22 protein-coding genes are annotated in these 25,391 nt (G+C 65.6%); 11 read left to right on the plus strand and 11 right to left on the minus strand.

The features are described 5' to 3' along the window. Positions 1-4 precede the first annotated feature (4 nt). Positions 5-421 (minus strand): peptide-methionine (R)-S-oxide reductase MsrB, encoded by a 417-nt coding sequence (msrB, locus tag ACSC1R_RS00725; protein WP_439028746.1) that lies wholly within the window; start codon positions 419-421, stop codon positions 5-7. 274 nt (positions 422-695) lie between these two features. Between msrB and ACSC1R_RS00730 the strand changes: the two genes are divergently transcribed. Together ACSC1R_RS00730 and ACSC1R_RS00735 are read left to right on the plus strand one after the other, a co-directional pair. Beyond that, complete coding sequence (locus tag ACSC1R_RS00730) at positions 696-1,997, plus strand: cytochrome P450 (RefSeq protein WP_439027151.1); 1,302 nt, start codon at positions 696-698, stop codon at positions 1,995-1,997. 106 nt (positions 1,998-2,103) lie between these two features. Then, positions 2,104-3,300 (plus strand): redox-regulated ATPase YchF, encoded by a 1,197-nt coding sequence (locus ACSC1R_RS00735; RefSeq protein WP_439027152.1) that lies wholly within the window; start codon positions 2,104-2,106, stop codon positions 3,298-3,300. Positions 3,301-3,435: 135 nt separating this feature from the next. Here the strand turns inward: ACSC1R_RS00735 and ACSC1R_RS00740 are convergent, their stop codons facing one another. Then, positions 3,436-4,692, minus strand: a complete 1,257-nt coding sequence (locus tag ACSC1R_RS00740) for a cation:proton antiporter (protein WP_439027153.1) — start codon at positions 4,690-4,692, stop codon at positions 3,436-3,438. 121 nt (positions 4,693-4,813) lie between these two features. On the opposite strand from ACSC1R_RS00740, the gene ACSC1R_RS00745 reads away from it, so the two are divergent. Further along, entirely contained in the window at positions 4,814-5,851 is a 1,038-nt protein-coding gene (locus tag ACSC1R_RS00745; RefSeq protein WP_439027154.1) for an NAD(P)/FAD-dependent oxidoreductase, read from the plus strand. A gap of 54 nt (positions 5,852-5,905) precedes the next feature. After that, positions 5,906-6,799 (plus strand): EamA family transporter, encoded by an 894-nt coding sequence (locus tag ACSC1R_RS00750; RefSeq protein WP_439027155.1) that lies wholly within the window; start codon positions 5,906-5,908, stop codon positions 6,797-6,799. 226 nt (positions 6,800-7,025) lie between these two features. Here ACSC1R_RS00750 and ACSC1R_RS00755 read toward each other — a convergent pair whose 3' ends face one another. Genes ACSC1R_RS00755 through ACSC1R_RS00765 form a run of 3 tightly spaced genes read right to left on the minus strand, consistent with a single transcriptional unit; the run spans position 7,026 to position 12,800 of the window. Next, on the minus strand, positions 7,026-8,678 hold the full coding sequence (locus tag ACSC1R_RS00755; RefSeq protein WP_439027156.1) for an Ig-like domain-containing protein: 1,653 nt from the start codon (positions 8,676-8,678) through the stop codon (positions 7,026-7,028). A 13-nt stretch (positions 8,679-8,691) separates the two neighbouring features. Beyond that, entirely contained in the window at positions 8,692-10,770 is a 2,079-nt protein-coding gene (locus tag ACSC1R_RS00760) for a type II secretion system F family protein (RefSeq protein WP_439027157.1), read from the minus strand. After that, positions 10,767-12,800 (minus strand): type II/IV secretion system ATPase subunit, encoded by a 2,034-nt coding sequence (locus ACSC1R_RS00765; protein ID WP_439027158.1) that lies wholly within the window; start codon positions 12,798-12,800, stop codon positions 10,767-10,769. The genes ACSC1R_RS00760 and ACSC1R_RS00765 overlap by 4 nt, the downstream gene beginning before the upstream one ends. 405 nt (positions 12,801-13,205) lie before the next feature. Between ACSC1R_RS00765 and ACSC1R_RS00770 the strand changes: the two genes are divergently transcribed. Beyond that, on the plus strand, positions 13,206-13,724 hold the full coding sequence (locus tag ACSC1R_RS00770; protein WP_439027159.1) for a gamma carbonic anhydrase family protein: 519 nt from the start codon (positions 13,206-13,208) through the stop codon (positions 13,722-13,724). Positions 13,725-13,758: 34 nt separating this feature from the next. Here the strand turns inward: ACSC1R_RS00770 and ACSC1R_RS00775 are convergent, their stop codons facing one another. Further along, positions 13,759-15,009 (minus strand): carboxypeptidase-like regulatory domain-containing protein, encoded by a 1,251-nt coding sequence (locus ACSC1R_RS00775; RefSeq protein WP_439027160.1) that lies wholly within the window; start codon positions 15,007-15,009, stop codon positions 13,759-13,761. Between the two features lie 392 nt (positions 15,010-15,401). Between ACSC1R_RS00775 and ACSC1R_RS00780 the strand changes: the two genes are divergently transcribed. The 4 genes from ACSC1R_RS00780 to ACSC1R_RS00795 all read left to right on the plus strand — a co-directional run bounded on the left by ACSC1R_RS00780 (position 15,402) and on the right by ACSC1R_RS00795 (position 19,246). Beyond that, the gene (locus tag ACSC1R_RS00780; RefSeq protein ID WP_439027161.1) at positions 15,402-16,736 is read left to right on the plus strand and encodes a phosphoribosylamine--glycine ligase; all 1,335 of its coding nucleotides are present in this window, start codon (positions 15,402-15,404) and stop codon (positions 16,734-16,736) included. Positions 16,737-16,857: 121 nt separating this feature from the next. Continuing rightward, positions 16,858-17,823 (plus strand): phytoene/squalene synthase family protein, encoded by a 966-nt coding sequence (locus ACSC1R_RS00785; protein ID WP_439027162.1) that lies wholly within the window; start codon positions 16,858-16,860, stop codon positions 17,821-17,823. Positions 17,824-17,930: 107 nt separating this feature from the next. Next, a complete protein-coding gene (locus ACSC1R_RS00790) occupies positions 17,931-18,719 on the plus strand; it encodes an SDR family NAD(P)-dependent oxidoreductase (protein WP_439027163.1) in 789 nt (262 codons plus the stop codon). Between the two features lie 74 nt (positions 18,720-18,793). Continuing rightward, the gene (locus tag ACSC1R_RS00795; protein WP_439027164.1) at positions 18,794-19,246 is read left to right on the plus strand and encodes a disulfide bond formation protein B; all 453 of its coding nucleotides are present in this window, start codon (positions 18,794-18,796) and stop codon (positions 19,244-19,246) included. A gap of 283 nt (positions 19,247-19,529) precedes the next feature. Here the strand turns inward: ACSC1R_RS00795 and cruF are convergent, their stop codons facing one another. Genes cruF through ACSC1R_RS00810 form a run of 3 tightly spaced genes read right to left on the minus strand, consistent with a single transcriptional unit; the run spans position 19,530 to position 22,775 of the window. Next, positions 19,530-20,417, minus strand: coding sequence for a bisanhydrobacterioruberin hydratase (gene cruF / locus ACSC1R_RS00800; RefSeq protein WP_439027165.1), 888 nt, complete (start codon positions 20,415-20,417; stop codon positions 19,530-19,532). Beyond that, positions 20,410-21,288 (minus strand): prenyltransferase, encoded by an 879-nt coding sequence (locus ACSC1R_RS00805; protein WP_439027166.1) that lies wholly within the window; start codon positions 21,286-21,288, stop codon positions 20,410-20,412. Before ACSC1R_RS00805 ends, cruF begins: the two co-directional genes overlap by 8 nt. After that, entirely contained in the window at positions 21,288-22,775 is a 1,488-nt protein-coding gene (locus ACSC1R_RS00810) for a phytoene desaturase family protein (protein ID WP_439027167.1), read from the minus strand. Before ACSC1R_RS00810 ends, ACSC1R_RS00805 begins: the two co-directional genes overlap by 1 nt. A 125-nt stretch (positions 22,776-22,900) precedes the next feature. Between ACSC1R_RS00810 and ACSC1R_RS00815 the strand changes: the two genes are divergently transcribed. Together ACSC1R_RS00815 and ACSC1R_RS00820 are read left to right on the plus strand one after the other, a co-directional pair. Further along, a complete protein-coding gene (locus ACSC1R_RS00815) occupies positions 22,901-23,593 on the plus strand; it encodes an SDR family NAD(P)-dependent oxidoreductase (RefSeq protein ID WP_439027168.1) in 693 nt (230 codons plus the stop codon). 69 nt (positions 23,594-23,662) lie between these two features. Continuing rightward, the gene (locus ACSC1R_RS00820) at positions 23,663-24,556 is read left to right on the plus strand and encodes a ZIP family metal transporter (RefSeq protein WP_439027169.1); all 894 of its coding nucleotides are present in this window, start codon (positions 23,663-23,665) and stop codon (positions 24,554-24,556) included. Positions 24,557-24,575: 19 nt separating this feature from the next. On the opposite strand, the gene ACSC1R_RS00825 is transcribed toward ACSC1R_RS00820, so the two are convergent. Both ACSC1R_RS00825 and ACSC1R_RS00830 read right to left on the minus strand, forming a co-directional pair. Next, positions 24,576-24,734 carry a hypothetical protein gene (locus ACSC1R_RS00825; RefSeq protein WP_439027170.1) on the minus strand — a complete coding sequence of 53 codons (159 nt, stop codon included), beginning with the start codon at positions 24,732-24,734 and terminating at the stop codon, positions 24,576-24,578. Positions 24,735-24,878: 144 nt separating this feature from the next. Beyond that, complete coding sequence (locus ACSC1R_RS00830; protein WP_439027171.1) at positions 24,879-25,385, minus strand: hypothetical protein; 507 nt, start codon at positions 25,383-25,385, stop codon at positions 24,879-24,881. Positions 25,386-25,391: the final 6 nt, after the last annotated feature.

A 25,391-nucleotide genomic window follows, 5' to 3' on the forward strand; every position in this document is an offset into this window, starting at 1 on the left:
GAGGCTAATTCTCGTCGTCGAACTCGATGGCGACGGAGTTGATGCAGAACCGTTTCCCCGTCGGTGCCGGGCCATCATCGAAAACGTGGCCGAGGTGGCTCTCGCAGTTCGCACAGACGACCTCGATGCGGTGCATCCCGTGGCTGCGGTCCTCGCGCTTCTCGATTTTGCCCTCGTCGGCCGCGTAGAACGACGGCCAGCCACAGCCGTGGTCGAACTTGGTCTCCGAGTCGAACAGGACCTCGCCACAGCCCTTGCAGCGGTACTTGCCGTCCTCGAAGTGGTCGACGTACTCGCCGGAGAACCGGGCCTCCGTGCCCTGCTCACGGAGGACGTGGTAGGACTCGTCGTCGAGTCGGTCGCGCCACTCGGCTTCCGTCTCGGGGAGGTCACGCTTCGTCTCGGAGGAACTGTCGCTCATATCTCCCGATAGGGGCGCGAACGGCAAAGAGGCCGTGGTCGCGGCACCCCAGAAGACCGCGACGAACTGACCGTCCTCGACCTCGGGGCGGGCGAGGGTCGTGATGCCGTCTACTTCGTCGTCGAAGACCACTCCGGGGGCGACCCGCACGAGCACGACGCAGAGATAGTCGCTGCAGAGAACCCGGCCTTACGGGGGCCGAGCGGACACCTCGGACGGCGGGGTAACTCCCGGGTTAGCGCGGCAACTTGCGGCCCCGAATCGTAGAGTGCACATGGCCGAACGAGACCCACACACACCGCCGGAGCGACCGAGCGAGCCCCGACCATCGGGCATCTTAAACGTCCCCGAAGGACTGTCTACGCCTGAGGCGTGGCTCAACCCGTTCGACTGGTACGCGGAGATGCGTGCGACGGACCCCGTCCACTGGGACGACGACCGCGAGTGCTGGGACGTGTTCCGGCACGCCGACGTCTCCGCCGTGCTCTCGGACCCCCAGACCTTCTCCTCGGACCCGCGGAACGCCAGCAACGAGACCTTCCGCCGCGCGAGCGAGGGCGTCGAGATGGAGACCATGCTGGGACGTGACCCGCCCAGACACGAACACCTCCGGGGGGTCGTCGAGGAGTACTTCAGACCGCGAGCTATCGCTGACCTCGCGCCGCGAATCGAAGAGATAGCCACCGACTGTCTCGACGACGTGGTCGAATCCGGTGAGATGGACGTGGTCGCAGACCTCGCCTACCCGTTGCCCGTCATCGTCATCGCAGAACTGCTCGGTATCCCGAGCGAGGACCGCGAGACGTTCAAGCGCTGGTCGTACTCGCTAGTCGAGACACCGACCGAGCGGACCGAGGCCGCCGCGAGTGAGGTCCAGGAACGCCGCGAACAGACCCTCGAGGAACTCCACGAGTACTTCGACGACCTCATCGAGCAGCGCAAGGCAACCCCCGGGGACGACCTCATCTCGAATATCGTCACCGCCGAAATCGAGCACCGACCGCTGACGACCGAGGAGATGCGTGGCTTTTGCGTGCTCTTGCTCGTCGCCGGGAACATCACGACCACGAACCTCCTCACCAATGCGGTCTGGACGCTCACGGAGCACCCGGACGCGCTCGCCCAGCTCCGGTCCGACCGGACCCTGTCGACGAAGGCCGTCGAGGAGGTCCTTCGGTACCGCTCGCCCGTCCAGGCACTCGGACGCATCGCGACGAGAGACGTGACACTCGGCGACCAGACGATTCGACAGGGCGACGTGGTCGTCACCTGGCTGGGGTCGGCGAACCGCGACCCGGACGCGTTCGACCGCCCCGACGAGTTCGTCGTGGACCGGATGCCGAACCAGCACCTCGCGTTCGGCCGTGGCATCCACTACTGCCTGGGTGCGCCCCTTGCCCGGCTGGAGACCCGTCTCGCGCTCTCGGCACTCCTCGACCGGGTCGACGACATCGAGGCCACGACGACCGCAGACCAGCTCACGCCGGTCCGGAGCGCGTTCATCTACGGCGTCGAGTCGTTCCCCGTCCGATTCGTCGGCCCCGAGACGGACCTTCGCCGGAGGCGGGCGGCCTGAGAGAGCCGGGTCTCACACGGCCCCGCGAACTGTTCGGTATGGCACCGTATACCACTGTAGACGCGGATTTCAAGCCTTATGCCCTCCGACCGGCTTGACGATTCCAATGAGCTACAAGATCGGTCTCGTGGGCAAGCCCTCGGTGGGCAAGTCCACCTTCTTCAACGCGGCGACGATGAACGACGTACCTGAAGGCGCGTACCCGTTCACGACCATCGACCCGTCCGTCGGCGAGGCGTACGTCCGCGTCGAGTGTGCGGCACCGGAGTTCGACGAGACGTGCACACCCGACACCGGCTACTGCAAGGAGGGCACACGCTACGTCCCGACGAAACTCGTCGACGTGGCCGGCCTCGTCCCCGGCGCACACGAGGGGCGCGGGCTCGGGAACCAGTTCCTCACCGACCTGAACGAGGCGGACGTCCTCGTCCACGTCGTCGACTTCTCGGGCACGACCGACATCGAGGGGGAGAACACGGAGGGGCACGACCCCCGCGAGGACATCGACTTCCTGGAGAACGAACTCGACCAGTGGTACGTCGGCATCCTGGAGAAAGGTATCGAGAAGTTCCAGAACCGCTACCAGGGGCAGGACGAACTCGCCATCGAGGTCGAACTCGCCGAGCAGATGTCCGCGTTCGGTATCAACAAGGACGAGGTGAAAAAGCTCGTCCTCCGCCTCGACCTCGGCTTCGAACCCGAAGCGTGGGACGAGGACGACCGAGAGGCCCTCGCCCGGGAGATTCGCCAGTACACCAAACCGATGGTCATCGCGGCGAACAAGATGGACACCCCCGCCGCCCAGGCGAACTGGGAGGAGATAACCACCGACCCCGACTACGACCACCTCACGTTCGTCCCGGCCAGCGCCCACGCCGAGAAGGCGCTGAAGAACGCAGCCGAACAGGACGTCGTCGACTACCACGCCGGTGACGACGACTTCGACATCGTCGCCGACGTCTCCGAAGAACAGGAACAGGGCCTCGAACAGATTCGGGAGTTCGTCACCGAATTCGGCGGCACCGGCGTCCAGCAGGCCATCGAAACGGCACTGTTCGACGAACTCGGCGTCATCGCCGTCTTCCCCGGCGGTGCCGAGGCCATGGGCGACGACCAGGGACGCGTCATGCGTGACTGCTTCCTCCTCCCCGAGGGTTCGACCACCTCCGACTTCGCGTACCACCTCCACTCCGACATCGGCGACGGCCTCCTCCACGGCCTCAACTGCCGGACCAAGCGGCAGATGGGGGGCGACACCGAACTCGACCACCGCGAGGTCGTCGAACTCGTCACGACCAGCTGAGGGTTCAAATACGAAGCCGCGGCCACCCCCGACATGGTCTGACCATCGCCGGGGACGGTGCCGCGGTTGTGCGACACGCCCGTCTCTGTCTTTCTCTCCGTCCGTGTCGCCTGTTTGCCCCCATCGAGCAACTGCTCACTCCGCCGTATTCCCGAACTGGCCATCGCCGTGCCCGGTGAGCCGAAGCACCGTCGGCATCAACAACCCCTGGGCGACCACGCTGACGATGGCCACGCCGAACACCATCGTCTGGACGACCTCGCGGTACGGAAGCCCCGTGGGAAGCGCCAGGGCCAGCCCGACCGGAACCACGGTGTGCAGGCCGCCCCACACCACGATGTGCTGGCAGGCGACCGGAAGCGGGTCGGGCAGTACCTGGTTCGTCAGTGTCACGAGCGGGTAGATGGTCAGGGCTCGGACCAGTACGACGAGCACTGCGGCCAGCAGGACGAATCCACCGTACTCGACGAAGTGGGCCACGTCGACGGTGGCCCCGATGAGCACGTACAGCACCGCACTCACCAGGAAGGCGGCGACGTTCCACACCCGCTGGACGAACGACTCTGGAGCGGACATGTGCTCGTGGGTCAGTTCGTGGGCTCCCATCGCCAGACCCGCCCCGACGGTCGCCAGCACGCCGGACAGGCCCAGACCCCACTCTGCGAGCAGGAAGCTCCCGTATGCCACGACGACCGTGAGGAGCATCACCGCCAGCCGGTCCCGAAGCCGACGAGCCCACAGGTGTGCGAGGTAGCCGACGACCACGCCGACGAGCAGGCCGCCGCCACCGACGATCGCGATGCTGAGGACGAACGACACCGCCTGCCCAGACGTCGTGAGCGACGCGACTGCGTCGCTGGCACTATCGGCCTGCTCGAACGCGGCGACCAGCGTGGAGAAGATGACGATGGCGACCCCGTCGTTCAGCAGGCTCTCACCCTCGATTGTGACCGAGAGTCGCTTCCCCACGTCGAACTGCTCGAACACCGAGAGCACCGCGGCCGGGTCCGTCGGAAGGACGACCGACGCGAAAACCAGCGCGACGATGAGCGGAAAGCCGAACGCGACCGTCCCGAGCACCCCGAGTGTGAGGACAGCCACCGGGAGCCCGACGAGGGTCAGAACGAGGATGAGAAACGCGTTGTGGCGGAGTTCGCGCACGTCGATACTCGTCGTCCCCTCGAAGACGATAGTCGGGAGCAACACCGCGAGGATGAGGTCTGCAGAGAGCGTGAGGTCGAATTTCAGACCGAGCACGGAGATGAGTACCCCGACGGCGACGAGGACGCTGGCGTAGGAGAGTTCAGCGCGCCAGTCGGCGAGCAGCTTGACCAGCAACGCGATGGCGAAGATGGCCACGACGCTCGCCAGGACCGGCTCGATTTCGCTCATCTGTCTCAGGAAAGGCCGCCGAGCCGGATAACGTTCGTTCCAGGTCGGACGATGTGGTCACCTCCCGGTAAGCTACTCGGGGAGCGCGGCGGTTTTTCCCGTGGAAGCCCGACTTCCGGGTATGACACGAACGGTCGCCGTCGTCGGCGCAGGCGTCGCGGGCGTCGGCGTCGCGGACGCACTCCGGGAGACCGACACCGCGGTCACGCTGTTCGACAAGGGGAGCGGAATCTCCGGGCGTGCCGCGACCCGTCGCAAGCACGGCTGTCGCTACGACCACGGCGCGAACTACATCAAACCGGGCGAGGACGCGTGGGTCGACGACCTGCTCGAGGCACTCGGTGCCGATGGACTGGCAGACATCGAGCAACCGGTGTGGACCCACGACGCCGACGGCACTATCGCGGAGGGCCGGGACGACGAGTCGCACAAGTGGACCTACACCGAGGGCATCACCCAGTTCGCCAAGCGCGTCAGCGAACGGGCCGGTGCGACCGTCCACGAGGCGACCAGAATCGAGCGTATCGCCCGCGATGACGACGGCTGGTCGCTCACCGACACCGGGGAGGAGTCCTATGGCCCCTTCGACGTGCTGGTTTTGACGCCGCCAGCACCGCAGACCGCCGACCTCCTCTCGGCGACGGACTGGGAGGACGCGCGACTGTCGAGACTCTACGACGCGGTCGACGCCGTCTCCTTCCGGACCATCCGGACGCTGATTCTCCACTACCCGTTCGAACTCGACCGGCCGTGGTACGCGCTCGTCAACCCCGACCGCGAGCACCCGGTCGGCTGGCTCTCACGTGAGGAGTGCAAACCGGGGCACGTCCCCGACGGCGAGAGCTTGCTCGTCGCCCAGATGAGTCCCGACTGGTCTGTCGACCACTACGACGACCCGACCGACGAGGCCGCCGGAGCGGTCGCTACACTCGTCGCGGGGTTGCTCGACGACGACCGACTCGCAGAGCCGGACTGGGTCGACTCGCAGGGCTGGCGGTACGCGCTCCCGGACGATGCAGTGGCTGCTGACGCGGCACGCTGTGCCGAGGACGCCGGACTGTTCGTCGCTGGGGACTGGGTCGTCGGCGAGGGACGGGTCCACCTCGCCTTCGAGAACGGGCGGTCGGTCGGAACCCGAATCGCCGACCGGGTCGCGTAATACTGCTTCGCCGGTTCCGGTAGGCTAACCTCGACCGGGCACGTTCGGCCTGTCGTGACCGGTGAACTCCTCGTCCCCGCCCTGGCTATCTCGGCCGCCGCCATCTGGGCGCTCTCGATGACCCTCCAGAAGCGCGGACTGGCAGATGGTGGTACCGTCCTGCAGGGCTCGCTGGTGGTCGCCACGATGGACGCGGTGTGTTACTGGCTGGTAATCGGCGGTATCACCGTCAACAGCGGCCACGTACCGCCCATTACACCGTTCGTGCTCGGGATCTTCTTCGTCTCCGGGACCGTCGGGACCGCGGTCGCTCGCCTCTTCTCGTTCGTCGGCATCGACCGCGTCGGGGCGAGCGTGAACTCCGCTGGTATCTCGACGCGCCCCCTGTTCGCTGCCGGGCTCGCCTTCGTCTTCATCGGGGAGGTGGTGAACGAGGTGACCGTCGCCGGTATCGTGGTGCTGGTCGTCGGGCTGGTCGTCCTCACCCTCTCGAAGGGCGGGGACCTCTCGGGCTGGCAGCCGTGGGAACTCGTGTTCCCCATCTTCGCCGCGATCGCCTACGGTGGGAGCGACGTCGTCAGGCGGTTCGGCCTGACCGAGACACCGGTGTCTGCGCTGGAGGCGGTCGCACTCCACGAGACGTGGGGTGTCCTCTGGCTGCTCGCCATCATCGGCGGCCGGGTCGGTCGCGACGCTACCGACATCCCCCGGCGTGCCCTCGGTTTCTTCCTCGTCGCGGGAATCCTCAACGCGAGTTCACTGTTCCTGTTCTTCGCCGCGCTGGACCGCGGGAACGTCGCCGTGGTCTCCTCGCTCGTCGGGACTGCACCGCTGTTCGTCGCGGTGTTCACCGCCTGGCTGCTGGGCGACCTGGAGCGGGTGACCCGTGGCCTGGCTGCCGGGGCACTGCTGGTCGTCGTCGGTGCGACGCTCATCACGTTCGCGTGAGCCGACACTGACGGTGTGGAATCCGAGCGTGCGGCGAGCCGCACCGCTCGACCTATGACAAGTAGCTGTGCCTCTGTGAGTCGACCGCACCAGCCCCACCTGGAGCGGCCGAGTGGGGTGTCGTTATCGCCCTGTGAGCACGTCTAGTGGCTGGTGTGCAGGGTGGTTAATACTCACGAGCGAATCGGTGCTCGAAACGGGGACCGACTCGGCGGGCGTCACGTCGTCAGTTCAGCCCGACGAAGTACGTCGCCGTAGAGCCGTCGTCGAAGACGACAGAGAGGATGAAGATGTCACCCTGTTCGACGTCGAACTGATTCGTCCAGGTCGTGTCCTTGTAGAACGTGAACGCGACGGTGCTCGTTCCGGGAGCAAGTTCGAGGCCACCGTTGGCGACCGCAGTGTACGCACCAGCGTACGTGAAGTCGGTCTCGTGAGCGCCCGGACTGGAGAGCGTGAAACTCTTCGGTGCGGCGTTGGCCGTGCCACCCTGGTCGTCCGAATCGTAGAAGTTGATGCGGAGTTCGGCGATGGTTCGGACACCCGACGCCGTGTTGTTGAACACGAGTTCGGCGATGCCGCTGTTTCCGTTGGGTGGGACTGCGTTCGCGGTGTCGAGGACGACCGCACCGGCGCTGTTCGGGTTGATGTTCGCGCCGACGTCGACTTCGACCTTCTCACCGACCGTTATCGAGTACGTGGTCGATTTCACGTCGTCGCTCGAATCGCTCCCGAACCAGACGGTCACGGACGCGGTCCCGTTACCGGCACCAGTGTCGTACTGGAAGGTCGCCTTGCCGTTCTCGTCAGTCTGTGGCGAGAGAGCGGTGACCGACCCGGGTCCACTGCCGACGACGGCATTCAGGGTGACCCCACTGACGGGGTTGTTGTAGGCGTCACGAACCTGCACGGTGAGCTGTTCCCGTGCACCGACCGTGAGGTAGCGGTCCCCACCGTTTTGCTTGACGAGGTAGGTCGGGTCGAGCGCGGGCGTCGACGTGGTCTCCTCGATACCGATACCGGCGAGTCGGAGGGTGTAGACCTCCCCGGCTGCGAGCCGGACCACGAGCGTGTTGTAGGTGGCTCCGGTGGTGTAGGTGTACGAGGCGACCGTTCCACCGTTCGCGACCAGCTGGTCCGCGAGTATCTCGTCCCAGCGTGCCTCGGGCATGGTCGTCTTCACGGTGAGGGTGAGCGTGGTACCCGTCGTGTTGGTGACGGCGACGCTCTGTGCCGGGGCGCTGACCGGGTGGACGGTCAGCTGCTTCGAACCGACGCGCTGTTCGTTCAGGTCGGTTGCGACGGCGACCAGCGTGATTCGGTTTCCGTCGATGAATCCCTCGTCGGCGACGAGGGTCGTCGCCGAGCCGTCGAAGCGGTTGTAGACGACGCCGTACTCGTACACCGTCACAGGTGCGTTCCGGTACTGGTTGTACCGGGGCTGGTAGACGAGCGAACTGGTGTCGACGTCGAGCGTGTAGCCGAGCGACTGGAGGTACTCCCTGGTGTCCGCGTCGAGGGCGGTCACGTTGCCGATGGTCACACCGAGCGGGTCACTGCTGAGCGACCCGGACGCCGGTGCCGGGTTCACGAGGAACATCCGGGACGGGTAGCGCGTCCCGAGTTCGATGCTGGTCGACTCGGGTGCGCCCGTACTGGCGACGCGGTACGTACTGCTGTGGAGGGCTTCGAAGTCCTCCTGGACGCCCTGATTGTGGTCGAACTCGACCTGTCCGTTCATCGCGGGTACCAGACTGACCTGGGTCAGCGCGAGTAGCGAGAGCACCAGTCCGAAGACCAGGATGCCGCCGAGCACGGGCGACACGCCCCGCTCGTCCCCCCACCGTCCGATTCTGTTGGTAGTGTTGTTGTGTTGCATTGAGTCCCCCCGTTCAGACCAGGACGAACGTCGCGACTGCGACGAGCACCAGGCCGATACTGTACTTCAGCCCCGAGATGGCGTCGTTGTCCGAGAGCTTCCCGGCGAGCATGCCGCTCCCCACCGCCATGATGATGACGGAGTGGAAGAACAACGCCCGGTAGGTGTCGAGCGGGACGTTGCTCAGCGAGGCGAAGCCGGGTGCCTGCGTCTGGGCGACTGCCTCCGCGTCGGCGGCCGTCTGGGCGATCGCTCCGAAGTAGCTCGCGTCGATGAGCACGATGACCATCAGGTACACGAGGAACCCGATGACGACGATGGCGATGTACGACGACATCGCACGCTGGCGAGCCCGGTCGATGCGGTGCCGGTTGCGGGTGTCCTCGGCCGCGATTGCGAGGATCTTCGACATATCACCGGACGACCGGCCCCCTTCCGCGATGAGCTTGATAGTGCGGGTCAGGTGGGGAACCTTGAGGCGGTTCCCGAGCCCCACCAGCGCCTCCGTGAGGTCGTGGTTCCAGTGGATGTCGTTGCGGACGATGCGGAGTTCGTCGGCGAGGACGCCCTTCGACCAGCGAGCGATCATGTCGAGCGCGTCGATGAGCGGGATACCCATGTAGTTCGCACTCGACAGCACGTTCAGCGTGTCGGGGAAGCGCTCTGCGAGTACCTTCTCGCGGCGGCGTTTGCGCTCGTGGAAGTACGACAGCGGCATGGTCACGATGAGCAACGGCAGGACGACCAGCAGGGTGGTCGCCACGACCGGTGCCGCCTCGAAGCCAGCCACCGACGGGGTCGCGTACCCACGGAAGACGACCGCACCGGCGAACCCGAGCGCCGACGGGACGGTGAACACGAGCGACAGCCACGGGGTCGCCTTCACGACGGCGAGCGGGTCACTCGCCAGTTCGACCAGGCGCTCGTGGCGCTGTTCCTTCCGGTAGGCCGCGAACCGTTCGTCGTCTTCGACCGGCGTCGTGTCGACGGGTTCGGCGCGCTTCTCTTCGAGCGTCACGCCGCCGGTCTGGACGAACGGGGCCGAGAGTACGTCGATGAGGAGCAGGAAGCCCACCATCCCGAGCGGGAGGCCGACGTAGATGAGCACGGCCATCTGGGTGAGCGTCGAGCCGCCGAGGAAGCTGATGACCATCAGCGTCACGATGATGAACAGCGGCGCGGCGACGAACGCGACGATGAATATCTCCGAGAGCACCGAGAGGGTCTCTAAGAACTCCTCCTGTTCGTCCTTGGCGGTCTCGGCGTAGTGGGCGGACTGGTCCTCGAAGAACGAGGTCACCTCGCCACCGGAGTCGAGCACGCTCACGAGGTCGTCGAGGAACTGTTCGAGGTTGTCACTCGGCGTGAGGTTGCGGGCGTTCCGGAGCGCCGTGAACAGGTCGTTCCCGAACAGCTCCATGTCGCGGACGATCATGTCGAACTCGTCGGCCACGTCGCCGTAGGTGTCACGGGAGTCGGCGAGCGCCCGGAACACCTCGACGAGGTTCATCCCGCCGTAGCTCATCGCGTACATGTACGTGATGGCGTGGGGCAGGACGACGTTGATGGCGCGTTCTCGGTTCGCGACGACGTTTCGCGGGTAGTAGTATCGAAGGGCCCAGATGGACCCACCGACCGTTCCCCCGAGCAGCAGGGCCGAGGCCCCACCGGCGAACAGGACGCGGTTCGACGACACCAGCGCGGTGATGCCGCTGGGTGCGGTGACCGGCGACGTGAGGCCGCCGAGGATACCCAGATTGGCGAGCCAGAACGTCAGCAGGAGGCCGACGGTCGCACCGACCGCCCCACCGACCATCGCGAGGATGGCGCTGTGGGTGAGGTAGATGTCGTAGGTCGTCCCGATGCGCGCCTGGTTGAGCCAGCGCTGGACGTCGCGGTACTTCCCCGGCCGCGATTTGAAGTACGTCCGGACGACGCCGTACTGGTCGCGCAGCTCGCGACGTTCCTCCGGCGTCATGTCCCGCGAACGCGGGAAGTACTGACTGACCTCGTAGTCAGGCAACGGCGTCTGTCCTTCGCTCAACGGCGTCTGGATGCCCATGCCACTCCCTTCGCCCCCCCGAGCGCTCATCGCGCCTCCGCGCGGATGACGTCGGTCAGGGTGCCACCACGGATGGCGGCGAGGACCTCGTCACGGTCGCGCTGGAAGGTGTGGATGGTCCGGGTGACGTCGTGGTAGTCGGTGACGTCGTTGTCGACGAGGTGGTCGAGGACCTCCGCCCGCACCTGCAACTCGGCCTGGAGTTCCTCGGTCGTCCAGCCGCGCTCGTCGGCGATCTCTGCGAGGAGACGCGACTCGCCGACCAGTTCGTACTCGTCGGTCCGCGGGTTCCAGCGGAACACCTCGTTGGTCTCGACCGTCGAGAGGTCCGAACCGGGGTATATCTCCGCGACGACCTGGTTGCGTCGCACCCGGGTGTCGTCGGTGAATATCTGCTTCTGGATGGCGAGCACGTCGAGGTCCTGAATCATCTGGACCGGAACCGACAGCGGCGCGTTCTCCAGCCGGGCGAGTGCCCCCTCGACCGAGTCCGCGTGGATGGTGGTGTACGAGGTGTGGCCGGTCGCGATGGCGTTGAAGAACGTCAGTGCGACGCGCTGTTCGGTGCGGACCTCGCCGACGAGCAGGTACTCGGGGCGCTGCCGGAGCGACGCCTGGAGCAACTGGTACATCGACACTTCACCGCGGCCGCCTTCGGTGACGGCGGGCCGCGAGACGGACTGAATCCAGTTGTCGTGGGGCAGCGTTATCTCGCGGGTGTCCTCGATGGAGACGACCTTCGAGTTCGGCGGGATGAAGAAGCCGATGGCGTTCATCGACGTCGTCTTCCCGGAGCCGGTGCCGCCCGCGAACACGAGTGACTTGTTGTTCTCGATGGCGAGCCAGAAGTACGCCATCTGGCCCACGTCGAACGTGTTCCACTTGATGAGGTCGACCGGGGTGTAGGGCACCTCCGCGAACTTGCGGATGGTGAAGTTCGACCCGCGGGTCGCGATGTCCGACCCCAGCGTGAGCTGGATACGCGAGCCGTCCGGCAGGCTCGCGTCGATGAGCGGGTCGGACACGGAGATGTGCTTGCCGGCGCGCTGGGCGAGTCGGACCGTAAACGAGTTCAGGCGGTCCTTGTCGAAGACGACGTTCGAGCGCAGGTCGCGGTAGTCGCTGTGGTAGACGAACACCGGGACGTCGACACCGTCACACGAGATGTCCTCGAGGTTCTCGTCGCGCATCATCGCGTCTATCTTCCCGAAGTCGAGGAAGTCACGCAGCAGGTAGTACAGCAACTTGTAGATGCTCCCGTCTTCGACCGTCGCTGCGTGCTCTGCGATTATCTCCTTCGACTTCTCCTCGAAGACGACTTCGCGACCGCGTTCTGACTCGATGTCGTGGTACATCAGGCTGTTTCGCAGGATGCGCGTGAGGTCTTCGCGCACGTAGCGCTCGAAGCCGTCGAGGGTGACCTCGGTGACCTCGTAGCGGAACTCCTTGCGTTCCGGACTGAACATGATGGAGACGTAGGCGTAGGGCCGGTTGACCCAGAAGCGTTCGACCTCCACGAGGTCGTCCAGGTACGAGAAGTCGAACCAGCGCTCGTCGATGAACTCGTCCGTCGGGCGCTCGGCGAAGGTCGTATCGAGCGTCACGGCGTCGTAGTACGCCTTCACGTCGTCCAGAATCTCCTTGATGATGTCCCGCTTGGACGGGGTGTCTCGCTGCTCGACCCAGAGCACTAGCTCGTCCGATTCGAGGTCCGTCGGGTCCTCGTCGATGTCGTCGGTCGACTCGGGGTCGTCTTCGCGGGGGACGAGTTCCTCCGACGTGGAAGGGGCTTCGGTCTCTCCACCCTCGAAGATGGTCGAGACGTCCCGTTTTCGCGCTAACTCCTCGGTCTCATCTGTCTCGTCGGTCGGGACGAGTTCTTCGGTCTCCGCAGTCGAAGAGGACGATTCAGTCGAGCCTTCCGATTCGTGCTCGTCTCCATCGGTCGGCGAGTGGGCCGAGTCCCCCCCTGCGACCAGTCCGGTTTCGGCCACCGCCCAACCCCCGTCGGTGGTGTCCGTACGGTCCTCTAACTCGGTGGTTCGTTCGTCACTATTCATTAATATCTAATGATACGATACGCTTTTAGGTGACGTAAAGCTTTGCTCGATTGCCACGTTAGGAATTTCTACGGGCGGAAATCAGGGAAAACGTGATATGCAGGCGCCATCGTGTCGTGTGAAAATATAATTTAACTTGTTACTCAGTAGCAAGGGAGTAAGCTGGCGTGTGCAGACCCGAACGGGTGGTTCGGTCGGGCCCACGAGCGTGGAAACGGCCCATTACTGACGTTCTGTGCTGGCTCCTCCGGGGCCGCCGGTCCCACACCCACTCCTATCGACGCCCCCGGTCAGTCGACCTGTTTTCCCGGTCCACCGCTTTCTCGGCACGTCTCGGACCGTCGTACCCAGTCGAGAGTCGCCCCAGGGAAACGGTTTTCCGCGTGGCGCGTGTCGGCACGCAGCATGGTAGACCGCCGCCACTACGAGTTCGAGGGAACCGCACCGTCCATCCACGACTCGGCCTACGTCGCCAGCGACGCGACCCTGGTCGGTGACGTCACGGTCGAGTCGGACGCGAGCGTCTGGCCCGGCGTCGTCCTCCGCGGTGACGTCGGCCCCGTCCGCATCGGGGAGAGTTCACACGTCGGTGATACGGCCGTGTTACACGATTCTCGCGTCGAAGAGCGTGTGATGGTCGGACACGGTGCGGTGCTGAACGACGCGGACGTCGCGGCCGGTTCACTGGTGGGTATCAACGCCACGCTCAACTCGAACGTGACGGTCGGCGAACGGAGCATCGTCGCGGCGGGGACCGTCGTCCCGGACGGGTTCACTATCCCGTCGGAGTCGTTCGTCAGAGGCGTCCCGGCACAGGTCGTCCCGCTCTCGGAGACGAGCGTCGACCCAGAAGAGATCGCAGAGGCGTATTCGTCGGGCGCCTACACCGACCTCGCGTCCCGCCACGAGGACCTGTTCGAATAGTCGCCGCCGAGTCCGACCGCCTGTCGGCCCCCGCTCAGGCTCGCCGCCGGAGGAACGCGAGACTACCGAGGAGACCGAGAATCGCAGCACCGACGCCGAAGCCAGGAGTGGAGCCGCCACTGCCACCGGTCGCGTCACTCTCACTGGACGCGGTCGTCTCACTCGCCGCGGTCGTCGGGGCCGTCGTCGCGGTCGTCGTCTTCTCCGGTGCATTCGTCGCTGGCTGGACGCCCTCGATGGTGACCGGGTCGGAGGTGACGGAACCGTTCACCGCCTCGAGTTCGACGTCACCAGCGGTCGCTATCTCGACGGTCGCACCGCCGTCTGCGCCGGTCGTCGCGGCAGTGGACCCACCGGCACGAATCGTTACACCCTCGGCAGGGTCACCGTACTCGTCGGTGACCGTCACGCGCACGGTCTGGCCGACGACGACCTGCGTGTTGGCCGGGTCGAGGGTGAGCTTCGGCGTCCGGGAGATCTCGTAGGTGATTCGCCGGTCGCTCTCCTCGATGGCCAGCGTCCCGCTCCGGCTCTCGAAGCCGTCCTTGGTCACGGTGACCTCGTACTCGGTGTTCACGTCGAGACTCACACCGCGGTTCCCGTTCTTGTCTGTCTGGAAGGTGCCGACACCGTCGATGGCGATGGACGCCTCCAGCGGTCTCGCTTCCTCGAAGTGCGGGTCGACGACGCTGAACTGGACGTTCGCCGTGCCCTGTTCGATGGTGATGGTCTCGGTCGTCGAGTCGCTCGCGGTGAGCGTTATCTTTTCGTCGAGGTACCCGGGCTTGGTGACCGTCACCGTGTACTCACCTTTCTCTATCTCGCCCGTCTCGAAGGTCCCGTCGCTCCCGGTGGTTCCGGTGGCGGCGGGGAGCTGGTTGGCCTTCCTGACCTTGACGTTGGCGCCGGTGACCGGCCCGTTACCGTCCTCGACGGTCAGGGTCGCGCCGGCGGTCTCGTACATCGTCACGGTCAGTTCGTCCCCATCCGCGACACTGCTGATGGCTGCAGGGTTGTTCCGGACGAGGAAGGGGTGGTCCACCGTGACGCTGACGTCGGCGCCTTTCGGGACGTCGAACAGGACCTCACCGTTCGAGACGGTCTGGCGTGTCTCGCTCTCGCCATCGTAGGTGACGGTTACTTCGGCGTTGCCCACGCCGTCGCCGTTCTGGGTGACGACGGTGATTCGCAGTGCGACGTCTGGTGTGCTCCCATCCGCAGCAGCGATACCCGTGACTGGTGCGAGAAGCAGGATGAGACCGAGGCCGATGGCAATAAGGCGCATTAGTTGTGCTATCCTGAGCGTGTTTACTTAAATTTCTCTGGTTCGTTTCACGTCCAGTTACTGTCCACCGATACGAAATGAAGCAGTTCTGGACGGTTTCACGGGGCACGCGGTCGACCTGCACCGCCGGGACGGGTGTTCGGGAGACGACCGCCCCTCCGCGCATGCGACGACGGGTGTCTCTCGGGTCGTGCCGAACCGGCTGACCGGTGGAACCGTCGACGGCCCACACGAGAGCGACGGCCTCCTCTCTGTGACCGACACGTCGACACTTCTTCGCCATCTGGTTCGTGGACTACCCGTGGCCACCGTGGACGGGCGAGAGGGACTCCTCGGCACCAGAGGTGTTTCACATCCCAAACATTTACCCCCTCTCCGTGCCCGTTTTGGATATGGACCGACGCAACTTCCTCTTCGTCTCTATCGACGGACTCGTCGGGGACGTGGCATGGCGCGTCCGCCAGCAGGGCCACGACGTCCGCTACTACATCGAGAGCGAGTCCGAGCAGGAGATAGCCGACGGGTTCGTCGAGAAGACGGCGGACTGGGAGGCCGAGGTCGACTGGGCCGACGTCGTCGTCTTCGACGACGTGTTCGGCCACGGGACACACGCAGAGCGACTCCGCGAAGACGGCCACGCCGTCGTCGGCGGGACGGAGTACACCGACCGGCTGGAGGAGGACAAAGGCTTCGGACAGGAGGAACTCGCCGACCACGGCGTGAACATCCTCCCGCGCCGGCGATTCACCGACTTCGACGAGGCGGTCTCGTTCGTCGAAGACAACCCGGCACGCTACGTCATCAAACCGTCGGGCGAGGTGCAAAACGTCAAGCGGCTGGTGTACGTCGGCGAAGACGACGACGGTGGCGACGTCGTCGACGTGTTGCGAGCCTACAAGCGGGCGTGGGGGCACCGCATGAAGTCGTTCGAACTCCAGCGGCGGGCCGACGGCGTCGAGGTGGCCATCGGCGCGTTCTTCGACGGGAACGGCTTCGTCGAGCCGGTGAACGTCAACTTCGAGCACAAGAAACTGTTCCCGGGCAACGTCGGGCCGCCGACGGGCGAGATGGGTACCTCGATGTTCTGGACCGAGCCCACCGCGTTGTTCGAGCGGACGCTCCGACCGCTGGAGGAGACGCTGGCCGAGGAGAACTACGTCGGTTACATCGACCTGAACTGCATCGTCAACGGGCGGGGTATCTACCCGTTAGAGTTCACGCCCCGCTTCGGGTACCCGGGTATCTTCATCCAGGAAGAGGGGATGAAGACACCCATCTCCGAGTTCTTCTACGACCTCGCTCACGGGAACGACCCCGACCTGGAGGTCCATCGTGGCTTCCAGGTCGGCGTCCGGGTGTGTCTGCCGCCGTTTCCCTTCGACGACGACGCGACGTTCGAGGAGAACTCGAAGAACGCCGCCATCGTCTTCCGTGAGGCCTTCGAGGGCGAGCGCCCGCCCGGCGTCCACATCGAGGACGCAAAGCGGGTCGGGCCCGAGGGGACTGCCGAGGGCGTCACCCCGGCCAACGGCCAGTGGCGCGTCTCCGGGTCCTCGGGTATCCCACTGGTCGTCACCGGGACGGGGACCTCGATGCGGGCCGCCCAGAAGCAGGCGTACGACCGAATCCAGAACATCATCCTCCCGAACATGTACTACCGGGACGACATCGGTGACCGCTGGGTCAACGACGGCGACCGTCTCCTCTCGTGGGGGTACCTTCGATGACCCGTCTCGCCCGAACACGGCGAGAACCTAACTGGTTACCGACGCAGGCTATTCCCGTCGCTGACGTATCGATTACCACGGAAGCACGCCCTCACCGGTCTTTCGGACACCCACGCTACATATGAAGAAAACACAGGTAAACGCGGGGAAGGCCATCCAGCGCCAGACGGGGAAGACGTTCCACATCGCGACGCGCCTCCTCCCACAGCGAATCCGCCATCCGACGTACGTCCTCTATGGCTTCTTCCGGATCGCCGACGAGGTCGTCGACGACCCCGATGGTGACTCTCCAGAAGAACAGGCCGCCCGCCTCGAAACCCTCCGCGCACAGGCACTGGGCGAGGAACCGAGCGACGACCCGGTCATGCAGGCGTTCTGCGAACTGTGTGACGAGCACGACATCGCTGACGAGTGGGTGAACGAGTTCGTCGACGCGATGGCCGCAGACATCGAGACGGACCGATACGAGACGTATTCGGACCTGGAGGACTACATGCGCGGCTCCGCGGCCGCCGTCGGCGTCATGATGACCGACATCATGGACCTCTCCGAGGAAGAGTACGAGCGCGCCCTGCCCCACGCCATCAAGCTCGGCGAGGCGTTCCAGCTCTCGAACTTCCTCCGTGACGTCCGCGAGGACGTGGTCGACCGCGACCGGGTCTACCTCCCCATCGAGACGCTAACGCGACACGGCGTCGAGGTGGACGAAGTGCTCGCACTGGACTCCTCGCCCGAGTTCCGCGATGCCGTCCGCGAGGAGGTCTCCCGGGCCGAGGACCTCTACCGCGAGGGCGTCGCCGGCATCCGGTACCTCCCCGAGGACTGCCAGTTCGCGGTCCTGCTGGCGGCGGTGCTGTACGCCGAACACCACCGGGCCATCCGGGACGTGGATTACAACACCATCGACCACGAACCCGACCTCTCGCTGGCCCGTAAACTCTCGCTCGTGGCCAAAACCCGCTGGCACTGGCTCTGGAACAAGGACCCTGAGGCCATCTTCCACCGCGTGAGCGCGGTGCCCGCGACCGAGGAAGCGGGGACCCACGAACACGGCCGGGGCTGGACGCGCTGGCTGCCGACGCGATAACTCGTCACTTCCTGTGCCCCGTCGGTGTTCACCGACACTGTGGTCGATTCTCCATTCCCGAGAAGCATCACGATAGTGATTATCTCGCGTGGCGTATCAAACCCATCGTGAGCAGCTCAGCGGACCGGACGGTCGTCGTCGTCACCGGCGCGAACGAGGGCATCGGCCACCACATGGTTCGGACACTGCTGGACGACGGCTACCGGGTCGCCGGGCTCGACGTCGACGTGACGAACCTCAGGCCCCTGCAAGAGACACACCCCGACAGTCTGCGCTACCACGAGTGCGACGTGACCAGCGACGAGGACGTGCAGACGGCCATCGACGCCGTCATCGCCGAGTGGGGGCAGATAGACGTGCTCGTCAACAACGCCGCGGTCCTCGACTTCGGTTTCTTCGAGGACCAGAGTCTCGCGGACGTGCAGCGGACCTTCGAGGTGAACTTCTTCGGGTACCTCCGCACCATCCACGCCGTCTTACCCCACATGCGGGCCCGAGGCGAGGGCATCATCCACAACGTGAGTTCCGGCGTCGGGCTGGTCGGCAACCCGGGCCTCACGGGCTACGGCGCTTCGAAGGGCGCTATCGAGGCGTTCACGAAGTCGTTGCGACTCGAACTCCAGAACACGAACGTCGCCGTGACGGTGATGCACCCCCGGCTGGCGGCCACCCGGCAGGCAGTCGTACTCGGCTACCCGGAGTCGCAGCTGAGGGACCCCGCAGACGTGGGCCGGAAACTCGCCCGGCAGATCGAATCGACGAAGCCGGTCGTCTACACCGACTGGGTCACGAAGGTCGGGTTGGCCGTGGCACAGCGGTTCCCGTTCATCGTAAAGCGGGGGACCAGACGCTTCGTCGAGGACCACGATGCGGCCTCGAGGATGGACACCCGTTGACCGGTCGAGACCCGGAACCGAACCCTCACGGTCCTGATAGAGAGGCTATCCGGGATGCTCGCAAACTAGACGTGATGAACACGTCTCGTATGCAGCGCTACATCCTCGTTGCAGCGACCCTGGTCGCGACCGTCGCGACCGTCGGGAGCCTCTACTTCAGATACGGCATGGGGTTGTTCCCCTGTGAACTCTGCTGGTTCCAGCGGGTCTTCATGTACCCGCTGGTCATCGTCCTCGGAGTCGCCGCCGTCGAGAACCGCGTCGCGGTCTACCGGACCGTTCTGCCGGTCGCGGCCATCGGGTGGCTCATCGCGGCGTACCACTCCTACTCCCAGGTCGCGGGAGACTCGCTGATGTGCTCTTCGTTCTGTGCGTCGATCCAGTACCAGCTGTTCGGCGTGCTCACCATCCCGAACCTCTCGCTCATCGCATTCACGGCGATTCTGGTGCTGGTCGGCACGCTCGCGTACGGCGCTCGCCGGACGGCGACGGAGACGGTCGATATCGAGCGGGCCCGGTGCGATTAGACCGGCGAGGTCGGGGGAGGTGTCCTTCAGGACGTCGCGGTACCGACCCGGACCAGCACGCTGTCGGCTCGTGATGCGGCTCCGGTGTGTTGATAATCTGAGTGAATCTGGGGTTTTTTCCGTCGATGGTGTTGCGATTCGGTGGATGCCGATTACAGACGATACCACCGACTATCGGTGTGGGACGGAGTGCGAAGATGGAACACCGTGCAGACGGCGGGTCACCAGGCCGGACGGAACCTGCTGGCAACACACCGACTACGACGAGTTACGTGAGTGAAACTCAGAACGCCCGCCGCATCACCCGAACCAGCGCGCTGTCTCCGACCTCGAAGTCGAACCGGTCGGTCTGGAGGAGTCCGAATCCGAAACCGACCGCGAGGAACGCCGGAATCCAGTTGGCGTAGAAGGCGTTGATGCTGCCCCACAGGACGACGAAGCTCACGAGGTCGTCGAGCATGAACTCACAGGAGTCGAGGCGTTCGCGGAGGCCGGTCCCCGCAAACGCCACGTCGAACAGCACGACTGCGACGGTCGCCGAGAGCATCCAGCCGAGGTAGTTCGAGGTCGGGACGCCGTAGTAGCCGCCGACGCCGTCGGGATACTGGGCGTACTCCCAGAAGTTCACGGCGACCGCACCGGGGTCGAGCACGAGGTCGATGGCGAGGACGGCCGCGATGGTCGCGAGCAGGCGAATCGCGCGGTTCTCCGCGCGGTCTTCTAGCAACAAGAGGGTGAGCAGATACGCGTTGAGGACCAGCGGGAAGAAGAACACCGGGAGCCCGAGGGGTATCTCGCCGAACAGCATCGGGCCGAGCGATATCTCGTACTCGAAGTGCCCGTAGGGCCAGCCTGTCCTGACGCCGACGAACTCGATACCGTAAGCGTAGATGGTGAGCAGCCCGAGGCTCGCGAGGCCTTTCTTGCCGAGTACCGGCAGGACACCGGCCACGAGGGGCAGGCGCATGACGATGACCCCGAACATGATGAACAGGGCGTTGTAGGTCAGAAACGGCGGGAGCAACCCTTCGGCACTGGCGACCAGCGAGACCGCGCCCACGGCCGGGAACACGACCGCGATAGTGAAGCGATGCTCGCGGACCAGTGCGTCGAGGCGGGCTTCGAGGGGTCGGCGGTCGAGACGGGTCGACCGCGAACCCAGCTTATCCATACAGCATCACCCACAGGCCGCCCATCGTCAGCAACATCCCGACGAAGGTGTTCACGAACGGGAACCACCAGTAGGCGCGGTCGACAGGCACGTCCGAGAGCGCGATGCCGGCGACGAACACCGGGTAGATGCCCAGCAGGGCACCGAGTCGCCAGTCCACGAGGGCGAACGCGCCCGCGGCGGCGAGCCACGTCAGGGCACAGTACGCGTAGGTCCGGGACTCGCCGAGGAACGTCGCGGTGGTCCGAATCCCGGCCTCGCGGTCGGGTTCGATGTCCGGGATGGCCGAGAACGTGTGCATGCCCATCGTCCAGAGCCAGCCACCCGCAATCGCGAGCAGGGGCGGGAACTCGCCCGCGATGGCGGCGTAGGCGACCACGCCGGGAAGGACGTACAGCCCATTGGACAGAGAGTCGAACAGCGGCTTCGTCTTGAACCGGAAGGGTGGCGCGCTGTACTGCACCGCGAGGACGTAGTACGCGGCCATGGCGATGCCCGCCTCCTGCGGGAGGACGAACACGAACGGGAGGCCGACGACGCCCGAGGCCAGTATCAGCACGTTCACGGCGGGGCTATCTCGATAGCGAACCTCCCTGTCCTCTTTCTTCGGGTTGTGCTCGTCCACGTCGCGGTCGAACACGTCGTTGACGCCGTAGAGGAAGACGTTCGCCGGGAAGGTGAAGTAGAGGAACAGCAAGACGGCGACCGGCGCGAACAGCTCCGCGGTCGACCCGGCGGCGTAGGTCACCCCGACGACGACCGGGCCAGCGAGGTAGAACCAGAATCTGGGCCTGGAGAGCCGGAGCAGGTAGCCCGGGAGCGTCTCCTCGGAGGGCACTGCGGCCGCGAGTCGGGTCGCCACGTCGGTCATCAGTTCGCGTGGTCCTCCAGCACGCAGTCGGCGGTCAGGTCGCCCGAGATGAGACACATCGGGACGCCGATTCCCGGCGTCGTGTACGACCCGGTGAAGTACAGGCCGTCGACCTTCTTCGAACGGTGTGGCGGCCGGAACAGGGCGGTCTGGCGCAGGGTGTGGGCCATGCCGAGGGCGGTGCCCTGCATCGAGTTGTAGCGCTCGCCGAACTCCGAGACGGAGAAGGTCTCCTCGACGACGAGCCGGTCGCGCAGGTCGACGCCGGTGTTTTCGGCGATGTCGTCGAGGACGAGGTCGCGGTACCACTCGCGGGTCTCCTCGCCGTCCTCCAGGCCGGGCGCGATGGGGACGAGGACGAACAGGTTGCTGTGGCCCTCGGGCGCGACCGAGTCGTCGGTCTTCGAGGGGACACAGAGGTAGTACGCGGGGTCCCCGGGCCACTCGGGGTCGTCGAATATCTGCCCGAAGTGTTCCTCCCAGTCGGTCGGGAGCACGAGGGTGTGGTGTGCGAGCTCCTCCACGTCACCCTCGACGCCCATGTACATGAGGAAGGCCGAGGGGGCGTAGGTGCGCGAGTCCCAGTACTCGGCGTCGTACTGGCGCTTCTCTTCGGGTAACAGTTCCTGCTCGGTGTGGGCGTAGTCGGCGTCCGAGACGACGAGGTCTGCCGGGTACTTGTGGCCGTGGGCGGTCTCCACGAGGAAGCCGCCGCCGCGGCCCTTGATGGCCGTCACCGGCTCGTCGACGTGGAACTCCACGCCCAGTTCTTCGGCCATCTGGACGATGCCGTCGACCACGCCGCCCATCCCGTTCTCGGGGTACCAGACGCCGAGGTTGAAGTCGACGTGGCTCATGAGGTTGTACAGCGCCGGCGTGTTGTTCGGCGACCCGCCGAGGAACACCAGCGTGTACTGCATTATCTGCTGGAGCTTCGGGTGGTCGAAGTACTTCTCGACGTGGTCCTGCATCGACCCGAGTAAGGAGAGCCCGCGGGCCTGTCTGGCCACGTCGAGGTCGATGAAGTCCCTGAGAGAGGACCGGTCCTCGTAGACGAAGTGCTCCATCCCGACCTCGTAGTTCTCCTCCGATTTGTCCAGGTAGCGTTCCAGTGCCTCACCCGCGCCGGCCTCGTAGGACTCGAACACCTGCTTTGTGCGCTCTTTGTCGGCGGTGATGTCGACCTCGTCGCCGTCTTTGAAGAAGATACGGTAGTGGGGGTCGAGGCGTTCGAGCTGGTAGTAGTCCGTGGGCGTGCGGTCGAAGTGCCCGAAGAAGCGCTCGAACACGTCGGGCATCAGGTACCACGACGGGCCCATGTCGAAGCGGAAGCCGTCTTTCTCGAGGACCGAGGCCCGCCCCCCGAGCTGTTCGTTCTTCTCGAGGACTGTCACGTCCGCACCGGCGTCAGCGAGATAGCAGGCCGTCGAGAGGCCGCCGAAGCCCGAGCCGACGACGACAACCGACGTTCCAGAGAGGGAAGTCATGTGCAACTGTAGTGATGAGACGGGCATAAACCCGGTGCCGGACTCGTTCGGAACTCGACGGGCCCGCCTCGCCACGCGGTACCCCGACCGATGCTTTCCTGCGGCTGGCACGCCAACGAGGGTGTATGAACGACCTCACAGCAGTCGTCACCGGCGCGAGCCGCGGTATCGGCGAAGCGGTCGCACGCGAGTTCGCAGACCAGGGGAGCCACGTCGTCGTCTGCGCCCGCGATTCGGCCGACGTGGACGCCGTGGCTGACGACATTCAGGCGGCCGGGGGGACCGCGACCGCGGTCCGCGCCGACGTTCGGGACGAGTACGACGTGGAACGACTGATGGAGACGGCATCGCGCGTCGGCGGCGGCATCGACGTCGTGGTCGCCAGCGCGGGTGTCTACCACGGCACGCCAGGCGAGACACCGATCCAGGACGAGTCCTACGCCGGGTTCGACGACCACCTCCGGACGAACGCCCGCGGGGTGTTCACGACGCTTCGAGAGGCACTGCCGCACCTGAACGAGGGGGCTCGGATGCTCGTCCCGACGGGGAAGATAGCCCGTGACGCGAAACCGGGAATCGGCTCCTACGCCGTCTCGAAGGCGGCCGCGGAGGCCGTCGTCCGGCAGTTCGCCGCCGACACCGAGTTCGTCGTCGGCTGTGTCGACCCCGGACAGGTCGCGACCGACCTCTCGGGGCCCGCTGGTCGTGACCCGAGTGACGTGGCACCGCTGTTCGCCTGGGCGGTGACCGACTGCCCGGCCGAGGACCTCTCTGGCGCGGTCGTCGGCCTCCGCGAGTGGAAATCCGCGACGCGCTGACCCGGTGTGGTGGCCCCCTGACGGCCAATCGAACGTGTTATTAACCCGTTATGCATAGTTAGTAATAACATGGGTAGCACGCACAATCACGTTAACAAATCCGGCAGAACCGGCACGTCGGTCGGTCTCGCCGCGACTGGCCTGCTCATCGCGTTCTCCGTCGGGGCAGTCCTGCTCTCGGAATCCACCGCCACGCTCAAACCGGTCGGTATCGGCTGGGTCGCGTTCTTCGCGATGGCACTCGCCATCCCGCTCGGCGCCCGCGCCAAGGACCAGCACGCGAAGACCCTCGTCTGGGGCTACGGACTCGCCTCCGGTGCGATGGTCGTCAGCGCCGCGATGTTCCTCCTCCCGCAGGCGTTCGGCCTCGCACAGGGCGCGGCGAACCCCGGCGTCGGGATGAAGTACGCCGGTGTCGGCGTCGCCGCCGGCCTGCTCACCGGCTTCGGCTCACACACCATCGCGCATCGCTTCGGGCACCTCGACCTCGGCTTCGACCACACCGCGGTCGAACTCTCCACGCACGCCCTCGCTGCGGGTGTCATCATCGGTATCGTCTACGGGACCATGCCGGCCATCGGCATCGGTCTCGGTCTCGCAATCGTCTCCCACAAGGGCCCCGCGGGCTACGCTGCGGCACGCCGCCTTGCTGCGAACGGGAAGTCCCCGATGGTGCTCTTGCTGCCGGCGACGGGCGTCGGCCTGACCGCCATCCCGGCGAGCTTCCTCGACCTCTCCGGCGACCCGCTGTTCACGGCGGCCGTCTTCGGCTTCGCCGCGGGCGTGTTCCTCCACGTCGCGATGGACTTCCTGCCGAAGTGCGAACTCGGCGGCGAGGTGTACGAGGTCGCACAGGTCTCGGATAACGCACACCACCTGCTCGACGAACTGCGCTACCACGCCGTCGGCAGCACGCTGCTCGGCGGCGGAATCGTCTTCGTCGCGTGGCTGCTGGTCGGCTGACCCGGGCCTCCTCCGACTGCTATTCTCTCCGGATATCGTCCGATTCCAGATGCTCTTCCGCCCACTCGCGCAGCGAGTCCCAGCCGGTCGTCTCACCGATGGACTCGATGGCGTCGGCCAGCGTCTCCTCCGGGTTCAGTTCGCGTTCAAAGCCCTCGACGACGGTGTGTTCTCTCACGGGCGGTCCGAAAGCGGCCAGTCGTAAGCGGTCGTGAACGTGACTCCGGCACGCGTCTCCCCCGGAGTCCCGCAGCAACTGCCACCGCTGTCCCGGGAGTCGGAAGGGAGTCGGACCTAGACAGGTTTGGCCCGCAGGTGTGGCCTACAGCGCCACGTCACTGGTCGGGTCCTCGATCTCCCAGAGCACCTCCGGCAGGAACGCATCGAGGTTGTCGATGACCTTCCGGTCGGAGACGTCGAGCCCCTCGCAGTGCTCGTGGGCAGACTCTCGAATGTCGACGTGTAACCCGTCGTCTTCGACGGTCACCGCGAGCGGGAACACCGAGCAGCGTGCCGGCTTCCAGTCGTGTTCGAGGTGGAGCGAGCAGAGACCGTCCTCGCGGAGGAAGTAGCAGGCACGACCGTCCTCGTCGACGTGTTCGTCGCGGTCTTTCTCCTCGGTCCGGACGAAGTCGTGGCCCCGGAACTCGGTGGTCGCCTCGCTGAGATTGGCCCGTTCTGCGAGCTCGAAGAAGTCGGGTTCGTACAGCAAGACGCCGTGGGTACAACACCAGGTGCAATCCTCGACGCACTCGAACGTGAGGTCGGGGTCGAACTCGACGACGACCTCACAGCCGGGGTGCACCTCGACGCGCCGGGGGTCTGTCATCGTCGG

Source organism: Haloarchaeobius ordinarius (assembly GCF_051801355.1).
Taxonomy (GTDB): Archaea; Halobacteriota; Halobacteria; order Halobacteriales; family Natrialbaceae; genus Haloarchaeobius.

What these genes read in the sequence shown, in the direction of transcription:
- ACSC1R_RS00830 (WP_439027171.1), bottom strand. Translation starts at nt 25,385, where the DNA reads ATGACAGACCCCCGGCGCGTCGAGGTGCACCCCGGCTGTGAGGTCGTC.
- ACSC1R_RS00745 (WP_439027154.1), top strand. Translation starts at nt 4,814, where the DNA reads ATGACACGAACGGTCGCCGTCGTCGGCGCAGGCGTCGCGGGCGTCGGC.
- ACSC1R_RS00780 (WP_439027161.1), top strand. Translation starts at nt 15,402, where the DNA reads ATGGACCGACGCAACTTCCTCTTCGTCTCTATCGACGGACTCGTCGGG.
- ACSC1R_RS00785 (WP_439027162.1), top strand. Translation starts at nt 16,858, where the DNA reads ATGAAGAAAACACAGGTAAACGCGGGGAAGGCCATCCAGCGCCAGACG.
- ACSC1R_RS00795 (WP_439027164.1), top strand. Translation starts at nt 18,794, where the DNA reads ATGAACACGTCTCGTATGCAGCGCTACATCCTCGTTGCAGCGACCCTG.
- ACSC1R_RS00735 (WP_439027152.1), top strand. Translation starts at nt 2,104, where the DNA reads ATGAGCTACAAGATCGGTCTCGTGGGCAAGCCCTCGGTGGGCAAGTCC.
- ACSC1R_RS00810 (WP_439027167.1), bottom strand. Translation starts at nt 22,775, where the DNA reads ATGACTTCCCTCTCTGGAACGTCGGTTGTCGTCGTCGGCTCGGGCTTC.
- ACSC1R_RS00730 (WP_439027151.1), top strand. Translation starts at nt 696, where the DNA reads ATGGCCGAACGAGACCCACACACACCGCCGGAGCGACCGAGCGAGCCC.
- ACSC1R_RS00805 (WP_439027166.1), bottom strand. Translation starts at nt 21,288, where the DNA reads ATGACCGACGTGGCGACCCGACTCGCGGCCGCAGTGCCCTCCGAGGAG.
- ACSC1R_RS00740 (WP_439027153.1), bottom strand. Translation starts at nt 4,692, where the DNA reads ATGAGCGAAATCGAGCCGGTCCTGGCGAGCGTCGTGGCCATCTTCGCC.
- msrB (WP_439028746.1), bottom strand. Translation starts at nt 421, where the DNA reads ATGAGCGACAGTTCCTCCGAGACGAAGCGTGACCTCCCCGAGACGGAA.
- ACSC1R_RS00815 (WP_439027168.1), top strand. Translation starts at nt 22,901, where the DNA reads ATGAACGACCTCACAGCAGTCGTCACCGGCGCGAGCCGCGGTATCGGC.
- cruF (WP_439027165.1), bottom strand. Translation starts at nt 20,417, where the DNA reads ATGGATAAGCTGGGTTCGCGGTCGACCCGTCTCGACCGCCGACCCCTC.
- ACSC1R_RS00770 (WP_439027159.1), top strand. Translation starts at nt 13,206, where the DNA reads ATGGTAGACCGCCGCCACTACGAGTTCGAGGGAACCGCACCGTCCATC.
- ACSC1R_RS00775 (WP_439027160.1), bottom strand. Translation starts at nt 15,009, where the DNA reads ATGCGCCTTATTGCCATCGGCCTCGGTCTCATCCTGCTTCTCGCACCA.
- ACSC1R_RS00765 (WP_439027158.1), bottom strand. Translation starts at nt 12,800, where the DNA reads ATGAATAGTGACGAACGAACCACCGAGTTAGAGGACCGTACGGACACC.
- ACSC1R_RS00755 (WP_439027156.1), bottom strand. Translation starts at nt 8,678, where the DNA reads ATGCAACACAACAACACTACCAACAGAATCGGACGGTGGGGGGACGAG.
- ACSC1R_RS00760 (WP_439027157.1), bottom strand. Translation starts at nt 10,770, where the DNA reads ATGAGCGCTCGGGGGGGCGAAGGGAGTGGCATGGGCATCCAGACGCCG.
- ACSC1R_RS00820 (WP_439027169.1), top strand. Translation starts at nt 23,663, where the DNA reads ATGGGTAGCACGCACAATCACGTTAACAAATCCGGCAGAACCGGCACG.